Annotated in this window: 8 protein-coding genes; 7 read left to right on the forward strand and 1 reads right to left on the reverse strand. The window is 61.3% G+C overall.

The window, feature by feature from the left end; all coding sequences use genetic code 11:
* Window positions 1-29 precede the first annotated feature (29 nt).
* From NVV72_14720 to NVV72_14740, 5 genes are read left to right on the forward strand one after another with little or no spacing between them, the layout of a single operon-like run.
* On the forward strand, window positions 30-2,114 hold the full coding sequence (locus NVV72_14720) for an alpha-L-arabinofuranosidase (protein MCR6660526.1): 2,085 nt from the start codon (window positions 30-32) through the stop codon (window positions 2,112-2,114).
* 24 nt (window positions 2,115-2,138) lie between these two features.
* A complete protein-coding gene (locus tag NVV72_14725; GenBank protein MCR6660527.1) occupies window positions 2,139-4,796 on the forward strand; it encodes a glycoside hydrolase family 3 C-terminal domain-containing protein in 2,658 nt (885 codons plus the stop codon).
* A gap of 19 nt (window positions 4,797-4,815) precedes the next feature.
* Window positions 4,816-5,691 carry a hypothetical protein gene (locus NVV72_14730; protein ID MCR6660528.1) on the forward strand — a complete coding sequence of 292 codons (876 nt, stop codon included), beginning with the start codon at window positions 4,816-4,818 and terminating at the stop codon, window positions 5,689-5,691.
* 44 nt (window positions 5,692-5,735) lie between these two features.
* A complete protein-coding gene (locus NVV72_14735; GenBank protein ID MCR6660529.1) occupies window positions 5,736-8,162 on the forward strand; it encodes a glycoside hydrolase family 95 protein in 2,427 nt (808 codons plus the stop codon).
* A gap of 3 nt (window positions 8,163-8,165) precedes the next feature.
* The gene (locus NVV72_14740; GenBank protein ID MCR6660530.1) at window positions 8,166-9,842 is read left to right on the forward strand and encodes a tannase/feruloyl esterase family alpha/beta hydrolase; all 1,677 of its coding nucleotides are present in this window, start codon (window positions 8,166-8,168) and stop codon (window positions 9,840-9,842) included.
* Between the two features lie 3 nt (window positions 9,843-9,845).
* On the opposite strand, the gene NVV72_14745 is transcribed toward NVV72_14740, so the two are convergent.
* Window positions 9,846-12,500, reverse strand: a complete 2,655-nt coding sequence (locus tag NVV72_14745; protein MCR6660531.1) for a DUF5110 domain-containing protein — start codon at window positions 12,498-12,500, stop codon at window positions 9,846-9,848.
* Window positions 12,501-12,641: 141 nt separating this feature from the next.
* On the opposite strand from NVV72_14745, the gene NVV72_14750 reads away from it, so the two are divergent.
* Together NVV72_14750 and NVV72_14755 are read left to right on the forward strand one after the other, a co-directional pair.
* Complete coding sequence (locus NVV72_14750; GenBank protein ID MCR6660532.1) at window positions 12,642-13,652, forward strand: zinc-binding alcohol dehydrogenase family protein; 1,011 nt, start codon at window positions 12,642-12,644, stop codon at window positions 13,650-13,652.
* Window positions 13,653-13,665: 13 nt separating this feature from the next.
* Window positions 13,666-15,540 (forward strand): glycoside hydrolase family 97 protein, encoded by a 1,875-nt coding sequence (locus NVV72_14755; GenBank protein ID MCR6660533.1) that lies wholly within the window; start codon window positions 13,666-13,668, stop codon window positions 15,538-15,540.
* Window positions 15,541-15,838 lie beyond the last annotated feature (298 nt).

Here is a 15,838-nt window from a genome sequence, read left to right on the forward strand (position 1 = left end):
GTATTCTTTTCCTGGATCTAGAGGTTACCATGCATACTGAAAATAAGCTCACCCTGTCGCGCCGCCAGGCCCTTCTGACCGGCGCCACCGCCAGCCTGTTCGCCGGCTTTCCGGCCCTGGGCCAGACCCGTTCTTCCATAGCGTCGACGATCCTGGCCGGCCAGGCAGGTGCGCCGATCAATCCGTTTATTTACGGCGGCTTTCTTGAACATATCGGCAATCTGATCAATCACAGCCTGTGGAGCGAAGTGCTCGACGACCGCAAGTTCTTCAACGTCATCAGCAGCAAGCCCGCACCTCAGCCGCAAGGCCAGGCGGGCCGTATGCGCGATATGAACGCCTGGGTGCCGGTCGGGCCGGACAGTGCCGTCACCATGGATACCGCCGCGCCCTATGTCGGCGAACAGTCGCCTGTCATCGCGCTGGCGGGCGCGGAGGCACGCGGCATTGCCCAGTCGGGTCTGGTTCTGGCCAAAAAGGACTATACCGGACGGGTGGTGGTTGCCGCCGATGGCCAGGCCGATATCGCTGCCACCCTGGTCTGGGGCGAGGATGCGGGCGACCGTCAGGTCGTGAAAATCGCCGCAGGGAAGGACTGGAACACGGTGCCGCTGCATTTTTCCTGTCCGCTCGATACGCAAACCGCGCGCCTGGAAATCACCGGGACGGGCACGGGGGCTTTCCGGCTCGGCGCCGTGTCGCTGATGCCAGCCGATAATATCAAGGGCTTCCGTGCCGATACCATCGCCCTGATGAAGGAGATCGACTGCAAGATCCTGCGCATTCCGGGCGGCAATTTCATCTCCAGCTATGACTGGAAGAATACCATCGGCGATCCGGACAAGCGCCCGCCGATCCTCGATCCGGTGTGGAACTTCCCGCAGCCGAACGATGTCGGTGTCGATGAACTGCTGCAGATGTGCCAGATGATCAATGCCGAACCGAGCTGGTCCGTCAGCACCGGCTTCGACGAGCCGCGTTCGGGGGCGGAACAGGTCGAATATATCAACGGCGCCGCCGATACCGAATGGGGCGCCAAACGCGCCGCCAATGGCCACCCGGAGCCCTATCGCGTCAAATACTGGAACATCGGCAATGAAATGTACGGCCACTGGCAGATGGGCCACATCCCGATGAAACAGTATGCCATCAAGCACACCCTGTTTGCCGACGCCATGCGCAAGGTCGATCCGTCGATCTATATCATCGCGCCGGGCGGCTTCGCCGATGAAATGACGACGGGGCAGGGCATCTTCATCGAGGGCCAGCCCCAGGTCGAGTTCGGATCGGAGCGCGACTGGGCCTATGGCATGTTCGCCAATGCCTGGGGCAAGTTCGACGCCCTGGCCACCCACGCCTATCCACCGGAAAACAAGAAGTTCGACATCAAGACGGGCAAGCTGTTTGATGTCGAGCGGCCGCTCGTCGAATGGGCACGCCAGCCGGCCAATCGTGTCCTGACCATGGTGGAATGCTGGGAAGAGTACAAGCGCCGCTTCCCGAAGTTGAACGATGGCAAGGTCAAGGTCTTCTTCGATGAATACGCCTACAGCTTCCGCCAGACCCTGAAGACCTGCCCGGCCCTGGGCATGTGCCTGCACGAATTCTTCCGCCATACCGATTTCATCGACATGGCGGGCTACACCATGGCCACCGGCTGGATGGATTTCGACCGCACGCGGTCGGTCATCAGCGCCACGGGCCGGATGTATCAGATGTACAACCAGCACTTCGGGACCATTCCCGTGGCCGTGACCGGCAATTCGCCGGTACCGGCGCCGGAATATCCGGCCGGGGGCGACCAGCCGCGCGTTAATGCCGGCAGCGCCACCTATCCGCTCGATCTCTCCGCCGCCCTGACGGCGGACCGTAAGGCGCTTGTGGTGGCGGTTGTCAATGCGACGGAGCAGCCGCAAAGCCTTCAGATCAGCCTCGAAGGTTTCAAGGCGCGCAAGACGGGCCGTTGCTGGAAACTGACCGGCACCGGTCTGGAGGCGCAAAACCAGGTGGGCAAGGCCCCGGAGGTCTTGGTTGCCGAAAGCCCCTTCAATGCGACGGCAGGACTGAAGATCGCGCCGATCAGCGTCGAGCTGTACGAATTCACCCGCGCCTGAGCCATATAAGAACAGGGAATGGAAATGGAACGACGTCACAATGCCGCCTTGCGGGCACTGACCACTTCGGCGATCACCTTGCTGGTGTGCATGGGGGCAGCCGCTCACGCGCAGAACCCGCTCGATCGCCCGCCTTATCAGGATATGACCCGCACGCCGGAGCAGCGCGCCACCGATCTGGTGTCGCGCATGACTCTCAGTGAGAAGGCCGCCCAGCTCATCAATGACGCGCCGGCGATTCCGCGCCTCGGTATCCGCGAATACAACTGGTGGAACGAAGGGCTGCACGGGGTGGCCGCCGCCGGCCATGCCACGGTCTTCCCGCAGGCGGTCGGCCTGGCCGCCACCTTTGACGCGCCGCTCGTCCATCAGGTCGCCGATACGGTCAGCGTCGAGTTCCGCGCCAAGTACCTGGAAAGCCGCCACAGGTTCGGCGGCACCGACTGGTTCCGCGGCCTGACCGTGTGGTCTCCCAATATCAACATCTTCCGTGATCCGCGCTGGGGGCGCGGCCAGGAAACCTATGGTGAGGATCCTTACCTGACCTCGCGCATGGGCGTGGCCTATGTCGAAGGCCTGCAGGGCAATGATCCGGTCTATTATCGCACGGTCGCGACGCCCAAGCATTACGCCGTCCATAGCGGCCCCGAGTCCGGCCGCCACCGCGATAATGTCTCGCCGTCGCGTTACGATCTCGAAGATACCTATTTGCCGGCCTTCCGGGCGACGATCACCGAAGGCAAGGCGGGCTCCATCATGTGCGCCTATAACGCCATTGACGGCCAGCCGGCCTGCGCCAATGACGACCTGCTGGTCACCCACCTGAGGAAGGACTGGGGCTTCAAGGGCTTTGTCGTGTCCGACTGCGACGCCGTGGGCGACATCTATTACAAGACCTCGCACTTCTACCGCCCGACGCCGGAGGAGGGGGTGACCGCCGCCTATCTGGCTGGCACCGATCTGATCTGCGGCAATGCCAATGAGGCCGACCACGTCATCGATGCGGTCAGTCACGGCCTGTTGCCGGAGAGTGCCGTCGATACGGCTCTGGTCCGGCTGTTCACGGCCCGCTTCCGTCTCGGCCAGTTCGATCCGCCGGCCAAGGTTTTCCCCGCCATCACGGCGGCGGATTACGATACCCAGGCCAACCGCGACTTTTCGCAGCAGGTCGCCGAAGCCGCCATGGTCCTGCTGAAGAACGACGGCAATCTGTTGCCTTTGAAGGCAGAGCCGCGGTCGATCGCCGTGATCGGTCCCAATGCCGATTCGATCGACTCCCTGATCGGCAACTATAACGGCGATCCGTCGCATCCGGTGACGGTCCTGGCCGGTATCCGCGATCGCTTCCCCGACGCCACCATAACCTATGCCAAGGGGTCCGGTCTGATCGATCCGGTGATGATCCCTGTGCCTGACAGCGCCTTCTGCCGCAATCAGGGCTGTACCGAAATGGGCGTGACGGCCAGCCATTTTGCCGCCGCCGATACGTCCGGCACAGCGCAGACCACCGCGGCGGAGCCGAGCGCGCGCCTGGCCTGGTCCGGTGAACTGCGCAGCGGGGCGGTGCGCTTTGACGGCTACCTGACCGCGCCGGAAAGCGGCGAATACCGTTTCCGTTACGATGCCGACGGCGGTTACCGCATCTGGATCAACGACCAGCTTGTCGTAGACGCCTGGCGGGTCGACTGGCGTCCCTCCATCGCCACCGGCACGATCCGGCTGGAAGCGGGCAGCCACAACAAGATCCGCGTCGAATCCTTCCAGAGGCAGGCGTCCGGCGACGAAAAGCTGCTGTGGAGTCTGCCGTCCGACACCGGCGCACAGGAAGCGGTGGCGGCCGCAAAAGCATCTGACGTGGTGATCTTTGTGGCCGGCCTGTCGCAGCGCGTCGAAGGCGAGGAAATGCACGTCGAGACACAGGGCTTCTCCGGCGGCGACCGCACCAGCCTCGACCTGCCGCCGGTGCAGCAAAAGCTGCTGGAGCAGGTAACGGCCGCTGGCAAGCCGGTGGTGCTGGTGCTGACCAATGGCAGTGCGCTTGGCGTCAACTGGGCGGACAAAAACGTGCCGGCCATTGTCGAGGCCTGGTATCCCGGTGGGCAGGGCGGTGCGGCCGTGGCGCGGCTGATCGCCGGGGATTACAGCCCGGCCGGCCGCCTGCCGATCACCTTCTATCGCTCGGTTGATCAGTTGCCGGCCTTCAGCGACTACAGCATGAAGGGCCGTACCTATCGTTATTTCAAGGGCGAGGCGCTTTACCCCTTCGGTTACGGCCTGTCCTATACCCGCTTCAGCTATGCGCCTGCCAAGCTGTCGGCCAGCAAGGTCAGTGGAAGCGGCGAATTCACGGTCTCGGTTGACGTCACCAACAGGGGCCAGATGGACGGGGACGAGGTGGTTCAGCTTTACCTCAGCCATCCGGGAGAAAAGGATGTTCCGATCCGCGCCCTGGCCCGGTTCGGCCGCGTCCATCTTAAGGCGGGCGAGACGAAGACGGTCAGCTTCACGCTCGACAGCCGCGCCCTCAGTACGGTCAATCCGGATGGGTCACGCTCGGTGAAACCGGGCAAGGTCAATATCTGGCTGGGCGGCGGGCAGCCGCAGCAACGCGCCGGCCTGGCCAAGGCGGCGGGCGTGGCGGCTGCGATCACCGTGACCTCCGGCCAGTCGCTGGAGCCTTGAAATGGTGAGGATCATGAAAATGAAACGAGCATTCTTTCTGGGACTGGTTTTCGCAGCCGTGGCGGGAAACGCCCTCGCTAGCGAAGGTTCAGGCGCTTATCCCGCCATTTTTGAAGAAGATGCGGGCCTGCCGAATCATGTGGTCTATCGTCCGGAAAACCTGGCGGCGGTGAAAGAGGGGGCGCTCGGCGTCTACGTTTTTGGCAATGGCGGATGCAGCACAGATGGCACCAGTTCGCGCAACCACCTGCTGGAAATCGCCTCACATGGCTATCTGGTCATCGCACCGGGCGTCATACCGTCGCAGCATCCGCAGACTGAGGCGGCTCAACCGGGCAATGGTCAGTTGAAAGCGCCGACCGCGCCCGAAGCCCTGACCGAGGCGATCGACTGGGCGGTGCGCGAGAACGACCGGCAGGGCAGCCCCTATTATCATCGCCTGGCGCCCGGAAAGATCGCGGCATCCGGCTGGAGTTGTGGTGGCTTGCAGGCCATAGCCATCGCCAAGGACCCGCGCATATCCACCTTCATCATCATGAACAGCGGCGTCTTCAATGGGGCCAATCCGATCGCCAGGTTAAACGTCAACAAGGCAATGCTCGCCGATCTGCATGGTTCGGTCATCTACGTCATGGGTGGGCCGGAGGATATCGCCTATGCCAACGGCCGTGACGATTACAGCCGTATCTCGCAGATTCCGGCGGCCTATGTCGATATCCCCGTCGGCCATGGCGGCACCTATATGGAACCCAATGGCGGTATCGGCGCCGAGATCGTCACGGCCTGGTTGAACTGGCGGCTCAAGGGCGATGCGACAGCCGCCCGCAAGTTTACCGGTGACGGTTGCGGTTACTGCGTCGACAAACGTATCGTCTACGAGCACAAAAACGACTGACACGGCGCCGGACAGCGCGCAGTGATTTCGATAGGGAAGCAGGCATGGTTCTTTCAGGCAAAACCTCAAGGCGCGCCGTTCTGGCGGGTATGGTGGCCGCGTCTGCGGCAGGGGTCTCAGCCCCGGCAGGAGCCAAAGGCCGCGCATCCGATAACCGGCTGTGGTATCGCAAGCCGGCCGCGCGCTGGGAGGAGGCGCTGCCGGTCGGCAATGGCCGGCTGGGCGCCATGGTCTTTGGCCGGACGGGGCAGGAGCGGCTGCAACTCAATGAAGATACCCTGTGGTCGGGTGGACCCTATACGCCGGATAGTCCTGATGCTCTGGCAGCCCTGCCGGAGGTGCGGCGTCTGATTGCCGACGGGCGCTACAAAGAGGCCACCGACTTGGCCAGCGCGAAAATGATGGCGCGTCCCCTGTCGCAGATGGCCTATGGCACGCTCGGCGACCTGCTGCTGACCTTCGACGAGGCGGCCGTTCCCGACCGGTATGAGCGTGAGCTTGATATTGAGACGGCGATTGCCGGCGTCTACTATCAGACGCCGGGCGGCACAATCCGGCGTGAGGCCTTTGCGTCCGCGCCGGATCAGGTGGTGGTCGTGCGGCTGGAATCGGAGGGCGGCAAGCTGGGGTTTGACCTGGCTTATCGCGGCCCGCGCGAGGTGAAATATACCGCGGCGAATTACAGCGGCTCCCCGACCAATCTGGCGGTCAACCACGCAACGGACTGGGCGCAGCATGAAGATCCGGGAACAAACGGTGATAATATTCGTACCCGCCCGGCCGGCACCAACGTCTGGCTGATCACCGGCAGAAATACCGCCAGCCAGGGCATAGCGGCCAACCTGACCTTTGCTTTGCGTGTCCAGGTGGTCAGCGATGGCCAGGTATCGGTTTCGGAGTCGTACGTTTCCGTCAGAGGCGCGCGTACCGCGACCCTGCTGATTTCGGCGGCGACCAGCTATGTCAATTTCCGCGATACCAGTGGCGATCCCGTGGCGATCGTGCGCAGGCAGGGCGAGGCGGCGGCAAGAAAATCCTATACGCAACTTAAGCGGGACCATATCAGCGACTATCAGGGCCTGTTCGCCGGGTTTACAGTCGATTTCGGACGCGGCGCCAGTGCGGACCTGCCGACCGACCAGCGCATCGTGGCGACGGAGGCAGCAGACGATCCGGCGCTGGCCGCCCTTTACCTGCAATATGCCCGCTATCTGCTTATTTCGTCATCGCGCCCAGGCACGCAGCCAGCCAACCTGCAGGGCATCTGGAACGAAGGGACAAACCCGCCCTGGGGCAGCAAATACACCATCAATATCAATACCGAGATGAACTACTGGCTGGCCGGTCCTGCCGGTCTGTCGCCCTGCGTCGAGCCGTTGCTGCGCCTGACCGAGGAACTGGCGGTCAGCGGCGCCGCCACGGCGAAGACGATGTACAATGCCAGGGGCTGGGTGGCGCACCACAATACCGACCTGTGGCGTGCGGCCGCGCCGATCGACGGACCGTTATGGGGGCTGTGGCCGTGCGGCGGCGCCTGGTTGTGCAACACCCTGTGGGACCAGTATGACTACAGCCGCGATGCAGCCATGCTGTCGCGCCTCTATCCCCTGATGCGCGACGCTTCCCTGTTCTTCCTCGATACCCTGATCGAAGACCCCGGCGGTCGCGGCCTGATCACCTCGCCATCGGTCTCGCCGGAAAATACCCATCCCTTTGGCTCTTCGGTGTGCGCTGGTCCGGCCATGGACCGTCAGATCGTCCGCGACCTGTTCCATCATACGGTCGCTGCCGGCAAGGGCCTGGGACAAGACACGGACCTGCTGGCGCAGATCGAAACCACGGCGGCGCGCATTGCCCCCGACCGCATTGGCAAGACAGGTCAATTCCAGGAATGGCTGGAAGACTGGGACGACGCCGCCCCGGAACCGCAGCACCGTCATATCTCGCATCTCTATGCGCTTTTCCCCAGTTCCCAGGTCAATCCGCGCGATACGCCGGAACTGGTGAAGGCAGCGCAGGTCACCCTCGAAAGGAGAGGCGATCTGTCGACGGGCTGGGCCACGGCCTGGCGGATAAACTGCTGGGCGCGGACGGGCGAGGGCGACCATGCCCACCGGATCCTAAAGTCCCTGCTCGGACCGCAGCGTACATACCCCAATATGTTTGATGCCCATCCGCCGTTCCAGATCGACGGTAATTTCGGCGGCGCCATGGGGATCATGGAAATGATCGTGCAGTCGTGGGGCGGCGAGATTCACCTGCTGCCGGCGATGCCGTCCGCCTGGCCTTCGGGCCGGCTGAAGGGCGTTCACGCGCGCGGGAATATCAGGCTGGATATCGCCTGGACCGGCGGCAAGCTGATGGCGCTCAAGGTCTACGGCCGGCCGGCGCAGGAGGTCGTCCTGCGTCACGGCGGCGACGTCCGCACGGTCCGGCTTGACAGCTGCGGCATCTACCAAATGAAAGCCTGAACCATGCGCCTGTTTTTGACGACCATCTTCGCTTTGTTTGCCGGACTGACATCTCAGGCGCACGCTGCTGATACCCAGCCTGTCTGCGAGGCTCTGGCCGGGCGGACCATCGCCTGGTCCGGCGACGCGGCGCGAATTGTCAGCGCCGCGCCGGTGGCTGCGACGGCCGACCTCGCCGCCCATTGCGACCTTTCCGGCATCATGCACGAGCGCCGGGGACGCTTCGGGCAGAGCTATGCCATCCGCTTCCATATGCGCCTGCCACGGGAGTGGAACGACCGCATGGTGTTTCAGGGCGGGGGCGGCAGCAATGGCGATATCGGCGATGCCCTGGGGCATGTGTCTTCGGCGGGCCCAGTGGCGCTGGCCATGGGCTATGCCGTCATCAGCCAGGATTCCGGTCACGACAACGCGACCAATACGGATATGGCTCGAAACGGCGCCCTGGCCTTCGGTTTCGATCCGCAGGCGCGCGCCGACTATGGCCATGCTTCGCTGAAAGCATCCGCAGAGGCCGCAAAAGCCGTACTTCGGGCGGCCTACGGGCATGGACCGAAATTCAGTTATTTCGTTGGCTGTTCCAAAGGCGGTCAGGAAGGTATGGTCTTCGCCCAGCTTTACCCCGATCTTTTTGATGGCATTATCGCCTCGGCACCAGGTTTTTCCCTGCCACGCGCGGCCGTGGCCGAAGCGTGGGATGTCCAGGCATTCGCTTCACTGGCCGGACCGCGAGATGCCGTGAAAATGGGCGATCTTACCAAGACCTTTTCCGCGGCTGATTTTGCCCTTGTGAGAAGCGCTATTCTGGAAGCGTGCGACGGCGATGACGGGCTACAGGACGGCATGGTGTCGAATATCACCGCCTGCACCAATGTCAGGGTGCAGCCCGCGCTGCAAAAGCGCGTATGTGCCGGCGGGAAAACCGATGCCTGCCTGACGCCGAGCCAGGCCGCAGTTTTGCAGAAAGTTATTGACGGGCCGACCACCTCAGCCGGCGCCCGCATCTATAGTGACTGGGCCTGGCCGTCATCGATCAATGCACCTGAATGGCGCATGTGGAAGATCGGTTCGGAAAACGGCCAGATACCACCGCTGAATGTCATCCTGGGTGGTCCGGCTCTGGCTTCAGCCTTTACAACACCGCCGGTCGCCCTGGGATCGCCGAATGCCCTTCTGGCATACCAGTTGAATTTCAGTTTCGACCGGGATGCCGCCGGTATCCACGCCATTGCTGAACCCTTTAAGCGCTCTGCGTGGGAAGATGTCGGCGCGCGGTCGACGGACCTGTCGGCATTTCGTGCGCGCCATGGTCGGATGATCGTGGCGCATGGCGAATCGGACCCGGTATTCTCATTGAAGGACACACTGAACTGGTTCGATGCCGTAAATGCAGCCAATGGCGGCCATGCAGCGGATTTCGTCCGGGTGTTTCCGGTTCCCGGCATGTGTCACTGCGGTGGCGGCAGCGCAACCGACCAGTATGACATGTTCACGGCCCTGGTGACCTGGGTAGAGCAGGGACAGGCGCCGCAGAGCATCGTCGCGGCTGCCGGACCTGCCACGCCATGGCCGGGACGCACGCGCCCGCTGTGCGCCTATCCGCAATGGGCCAAATATACAGGCGGCAATCCCGAAACAGCGTCCAGCTTTCAATGCGTGGCGCAGGCCGGCGGCACCTGAAAACTATTCGCCGAGGCGAACGCGAAGCGGCCGGCCGGTATAGGTCACCATCAGGTCGGGGGGCTGGCTTAGGGCCGGATGACCCTCAGCGGCGAGACGGATGCGGAGCTGTTTCTCTTTGGCCATGCCGTCGAACCGGCCTGTGCCTGCGCCTATGATCAGCTCTTTGTTGTTCTCATTCCAGGACAGGGGGATGAGGCTGTAAGCGCCCGCTTCGTAACTGTAGGTGAGGCCGTCATCCTCATAGAGCTCGAAGCTTCCATCCTGTCCGGGGAAAATCACAATGTCCAGAACCTGGCCAGTGATGTCGGCGGTGGACTGAACCTCCGGGCCCAGGGGCAGGATCGTGCCTGCGCGAGCGTGAAGCGGTATCTGCGACAGGGGAGAGGAGACGAGATGCGTCTCGCCCCCTGCGCGATGGGCGCCGGTCCACAGATCGAACCAGCCACCCGGCGATTGCGGCAGGTAAACCGGCCAGGTGGTCGCGTCCGGAGCGGTGACCGGTGCCACAAGAAAGGCCGGGCCGAACATGAAGCTGTGCGCCTGGGCCAGGGCTTTTTCGTCGCTCCTAAAATCGAAGACCAGCGGGCGCAGTAAAGGCATCCCCTTGCGATTGGCCATGGCGCCCAAACTGTAGATGTAGGGGAAGAGACGGTATCGGAGGTTGAGATAGTCGCGCGCCACGCTTTCAACCGCTTCACCGTACCGCCAGAATTCGGTATCCGTCATATAGCCGTGCACGCGCTGCAAAGGCAGGAAGGTGGCGTACTGGAACCAGCGGACAAAGCGTTCATGGTAGGCGGTGTCGGTATATTGCGACGGGCCGGGTCGAAAGAAGCCGCCGGCATCGACCGTCCAGTAAGGATAGCCGGCAGCGGCCATATTGAGACCCGCCGGTATCTGCCTTTTCAGGGTTTCCCAGTCGTTGCCGATATCGCCGGACCAGGTGGCGGCGCCATAGCGTTGCTGGCCGGGAAACGCCGAGCGTGTCAGGATAAACACGCGCCGATCGGGGAAGTCGCGGCGCTGACCTTCGTAAACAGTCCTCGACACCTGTAAAGGATAACTCAGGCGGACATGTTCTCCTTTGCCGGCATGGGTCTGGCGTCCGACCAGATCGTCGTTTTCCGGCTCTGTCGCGTCCTGCCACCAGGCATCGATACCGAGCGCCGCCAGCCGCGTGCTCTGGTTCTGCCAGTAGAAGGCTGCGGCGGCGGGATCAAAAAAATCGATCCATTCTGAGTCGGGGATGTAGAAGCCCTTCGACGCCATGGCCTTGCCGAGTTCGGTCTTGCGATCGACCTTTGACCAGACCGACAGCATGAACCGCATATCCATGTCGTGCAGGCTTTTCACCATCCCGGCCGGATCGGGATACTGTGTCTCATCGAAGCGCATGGCGTTCCAGCCATGTTTGCCCCAGTATTGCCAGTCCTGCACCATGACATCGACCGGCAGCTTTCGCCTGCGAAACTCATGGGCGGTGTCGAGGATTTCCTGCGCGGATTTGAAGCGTTCGCGGCAGTGGATGTAGCCATAGGCCCATTTCGGCAAGATCGGTGCCGCGCCGATGAGTTGCCTGTAGCCCGCCATGATGTCAGCGGCATCGGGCCCGGCAATAACGACATAGTCGATCGCCTCGGCGACGTCGGACCGCCAGACCGTGCGGTCTTCCGCCTTGCCGTAAGAAATGGAGGGGCTGTCGTCGGCATTCGCCCGGACGGTCAGGGCATGGGGGCCGGGCTCCAGTTCGGCAAGGAAACTGGTGGTCGGCGGCAGCCACAGATTTGACAGGTCGCTATAGACCTTGCCGTCGATTTCCACATAATGCCGGGACGCCATCTTGCGGCCGATATCGAGCTGAAAAGCATAACGACCCGGCGCATCGACATGGATTTCGCCGCGGAATTCCGCTTCGGTCCGCGTCAGTTTCGCATTGCCTGCGCCGGTCGTGACATCGACGACCTGCCCTTGTTTTTCGGTATCGACGCGATCGAGCTGAACGCGCATGGCGGGTGGATTGACATCGCTTCGCCCTTCATTGAGCCACATCAGGCCATAACCGCGGCTCGACAAGAGGAATGGCAGACTGATCTGGGTATTCACCTGCGTCAGGCGGCGCGGAAGCTGGCGGATATCGAGCGCGCCATCCTGAAAACAGCCGGTGCCGAAGATGCGTTCATCTGGCGGCGAATCGAACGCCTGTTCGGCGATAAAGACATATTCGTCACCCAGTTTCGAGGCTTCGAGACGCCGGCCATCGGGCAATTCGCTGACGAGGGCATTACTCTTCCCGTCGAGGAAGGACAGGTGGCCGTCTGCTGGATCGAGATCGCAGATAATGCCCGGCAGGCGGAGGCGAACCTTGCCATTTGCTGCTTGTGTTCGAGCGCGCGGTTGCTGCTCTTGAGGCAGAAGAATGCGATCCGGCGCCGCCGTCAGCGGTGCCGTTCCAGGCGAAAAGCGCACACGAAACGCCCGGTCGGTCAGGGCAAATATCTGCAGGGTGCCGTTTTCCCGGACATCCATATAGTCCGCGCGGCGTGAGGGTATTGCCTTTGCCCGCGTGCTTACTGCGGCCACGCTGGCCAGCGCAGCGGTGCCGGTCAAAAAGCTGCGCCGGGTAGGGGTATTGGCCGATAAATTAAGAGAGTTCATTCCTTTGCCTGTTGTTTGTCTTGTATTTTATTGCGTTTTTCGTTCCGGCTTTCGCATAAGCAAGCGAATTTCAATACGTGATATTGCAATCTGATATTATCCTATATAAAAGTAAATTCCATATAAGGAAATAAATTCAAGATGCTCGCCATATCCTGCAACAAGCCGTTTGATCTGAGCCTGGCTGAACGCCCGATGCCCGACCGCCGCGCCGGCGAGGTGCTGGTACGTGTCAGGCGCGTCGGCATGTGCGGGACAGATTTCCATATCTATTCCGGAAACCAGCCCTATCTCTCTTATCCCCGTGTCATGGGGCACGAACTTGCGGGCGAGGTGTGGGAAGCCGACCCGGATCTGGGGCTGCGAACCGGTGCGACCGTGACAATCAATCCCTATTTCCGCTGCAAGACGTGCCATGCCTGCCAGATGGGCAAGCCGAATTGCTGTATGAATATCCGCGTCATGGGCGTTCATATCGATGGCGGCCTGGCGGAATTCGTTGCGGTTCCGGCGGAGGCGGTCATCGACGTAGACGGGTTGAGCCTGGAACAGGCGGCAATGGTCGAGTTTCTGGCGATCGGCCTGCACGCCGTCCGCCGTGGCAGCGTCACTTCGGTCGATCGGGTGCTTGTGGTTGGCGCCGGCGCCATTGGTATGGGCGTGGCATTGTTTGCCAGGATGGCCGGTGCCCGTGTCCATGTCATCGATACCAATGATGGACGGTTGAAACGTGCCCAGGCCGTGTGCCCCGACGTCAAGACGGCGCTGGTGGACGACGGCATCGATGCCTGGTTGAGCGAGCGGACAGAAGGCAACATGTTCGACGCTGTTTTCGACGCTTCGGGAAGCGCCGCAGCCATAGAGAAAGGCTTCTCCTATGTGGCGCACGGTGGCCGCTATGTCCTGGTCAGCGTCGTCAGCCAGAATATCACTTTTTCGGATCCTGAATTTCATAAGCGCGAAATGCAGCTCATCGGCAGCCGCAACGCCATGAAGCATGATTTTCAGATGGTCATCGACATGATCAGGGATGGTGCCATCCCCACCGAAAAGCTTCACACCCATTCGCTGGCCGCGGCGGAGATGCCGCAGAAGGTTCCGCAACTCATGGCGGCGCGCGGTGATCTTCTTAAAGCCATTGTAACCATCTGACCGGGGAAAAATGATGCTGGCATATCTCTTAACGGCGGCCGCTGCCGCCCAGATTGTTGTGTCGTCACCCGACGGCAAGGTCGAATTGCGTATCGCCCCGGACGGTTCGAGCTATGTCGCCGCGCGCAACCATGAGGATATTGCTTCCGGCAAGCTCGGTTTGCAACTGACCGGAGCAGAGCGGTTTGCGCCCCTTATTCTGACCAGACACACGCACCAAAGCGTAAATACGATCCACCCCCTGACCGCAACCAAGGCCGACCGGGCACCGGATGTCTATAACAGTGAAAGCCTGGTGTTCCGTGAAGCTTCCGGCCTGAAGCGCGAAATCACCTTCGAGGTCCGGGTCTATAATGAGGGCGTTGCCTGGCGTTATGATCTGCCCAAGGGCAATGCCGTCAATCTGGCAAATGAGGACACGCAGTTCCGGCTGGCCGGTGATCCGAATTGCCTTGTTTCGGAATACAGTTCCTCCCACGAAAATTATTGGAATTCCGTCCGCGTCTCGCAACTCGATCCCGCCAAACTCTACGACTACCCCATGGTTTGTGCTTCACCAGGTGGCGGCACACACTATGCCATCGTCCAGGCGGGCCTGTCGGGCTATGCCGGTTCGGCACTGAAGCCGGCAGCGGAGGGGCTCAAGGTCGAGTTGTTTCCCCGCCCGGATCGCAAGGATGTGGCTGTGGCTTCGCCTGCTGGTCTGCAAAGTGGTTGGCGAGCTATTCTGATGGGGGATCGGGCAGGCGATCTGATCGAGTCCAACCTGATCGGCAATCTGTCGGCGCAAGCCTCTGGCGATTTCAGTTGGGTCAAGTCCGGCAAGGTGGCGTGGGACTGGTGGTCCGGCCCCACCGTCGGCGAAAAGCCGACCATGGAACGTTATCGTCGGTTCATCGATTTCGCGGCCGAATCCGGCTTTCCCTATTTCCTGATCGATGCCGGCTGGGCGCTGAATACCGGCCCGTGCTGTGACGCCGACCCGCGGACCGACATCACAAAGGCTGAGGCGGGCATCGATATGCCGGCGCTCGCGCAATATGCCGCCTCGAAAGGCGTCGGCCTGCTCCTCTGGGCGCACTGGAAGCACGTCGAGCCGCGCATGGACGAGGTGCTCGATACCTATCAGGCATGGGGGATCAAGGGGATCAAGGTTGATTTCCTGGAGCGCGATGACCAGGACATGGCCGCCTTCTATGAACGGCTCGCCGCCGCCACGGCCAAACGGCACCTGCTGCTCGACATGCACGGCGCCTTTCCCCCTATGGGCCTGTCGCGGACCTATCCGAACTTCATCACTCAGGAAGGCGTCCTGGGCGCCGAATATAACAAGTTTGCATGGGGACGCGTAACGCCTTCGCATAACGTCAAGCTGGCCTATACCCGGATGCTGCTGGGGCCGATGGATTACACACCGGGTGGTTTCCGCAATTCATATCCGGACGCCTACGTGCAGACGGAAGTGATGCCATCCACGCGCTTCACCCGCGGCCAGGCTTTGGCGCAGTTCGTCGTGTATGACAGCCCGCTTCAGATGGTGTCGGATGATCCGTCTGCCTATCAGGGCGCTGATGGCTTCGATTTCATCAAGGCGGTGCCGACATCGTGGGACGAGACCCGTTTCATTGAAGGCACACCGGATAGCTACGTCGTCCTTGCTAGGCGCAAGGGCAATGCCTGGTATATAGGTGCTATGAACAACGAGACGGCACGCGTCATAGATATACCGCTGACCTTCCTGGCGGCCAAGACGCAAAACGCGGTGATATGGGCAGATGGAGCGAGCGCCAACCAAGTCTATCGCACAGCCAGAACCGTGTCAAAAGGTGACATGCTCAGCGTAAAAATGTCGGGCGGAGGCGGCGCCGTGATCATGATCACACCGTAAAGCGTCAACCCCCTGACGCGCCACATACCTTTGCATCGCTAATTGCAGGGGCGTTTTTCCCAAGGTTTCCTCTGGTGAGCCTTGATAATTTGTCACGTCTTGATGGTCAAAATAATCAGACAATTTATTCCATAATATTTATTTCTATTAGAAAAAATTATTTTCATTTTCGGCTTATAATTGCAAAGTTGCGAATTTGGAATTGATGATTTACATCACGAAAGTAATTTCCTGCCACTTATTTGCAATAAAAACAATAAAATAACTGGATACGTTCCGTAATTTGATATGCCTTTGT

Source organism: Asticcacaulis sp. (genome assembly GCA_024707255.1).
In the GTDB taxonomy this organism is placed as follows: Bacteria; Pseudomonadota; Alphaproteobacteria; order Caulobacterales; family Caulobacteraceae; genus Asticcacaulis.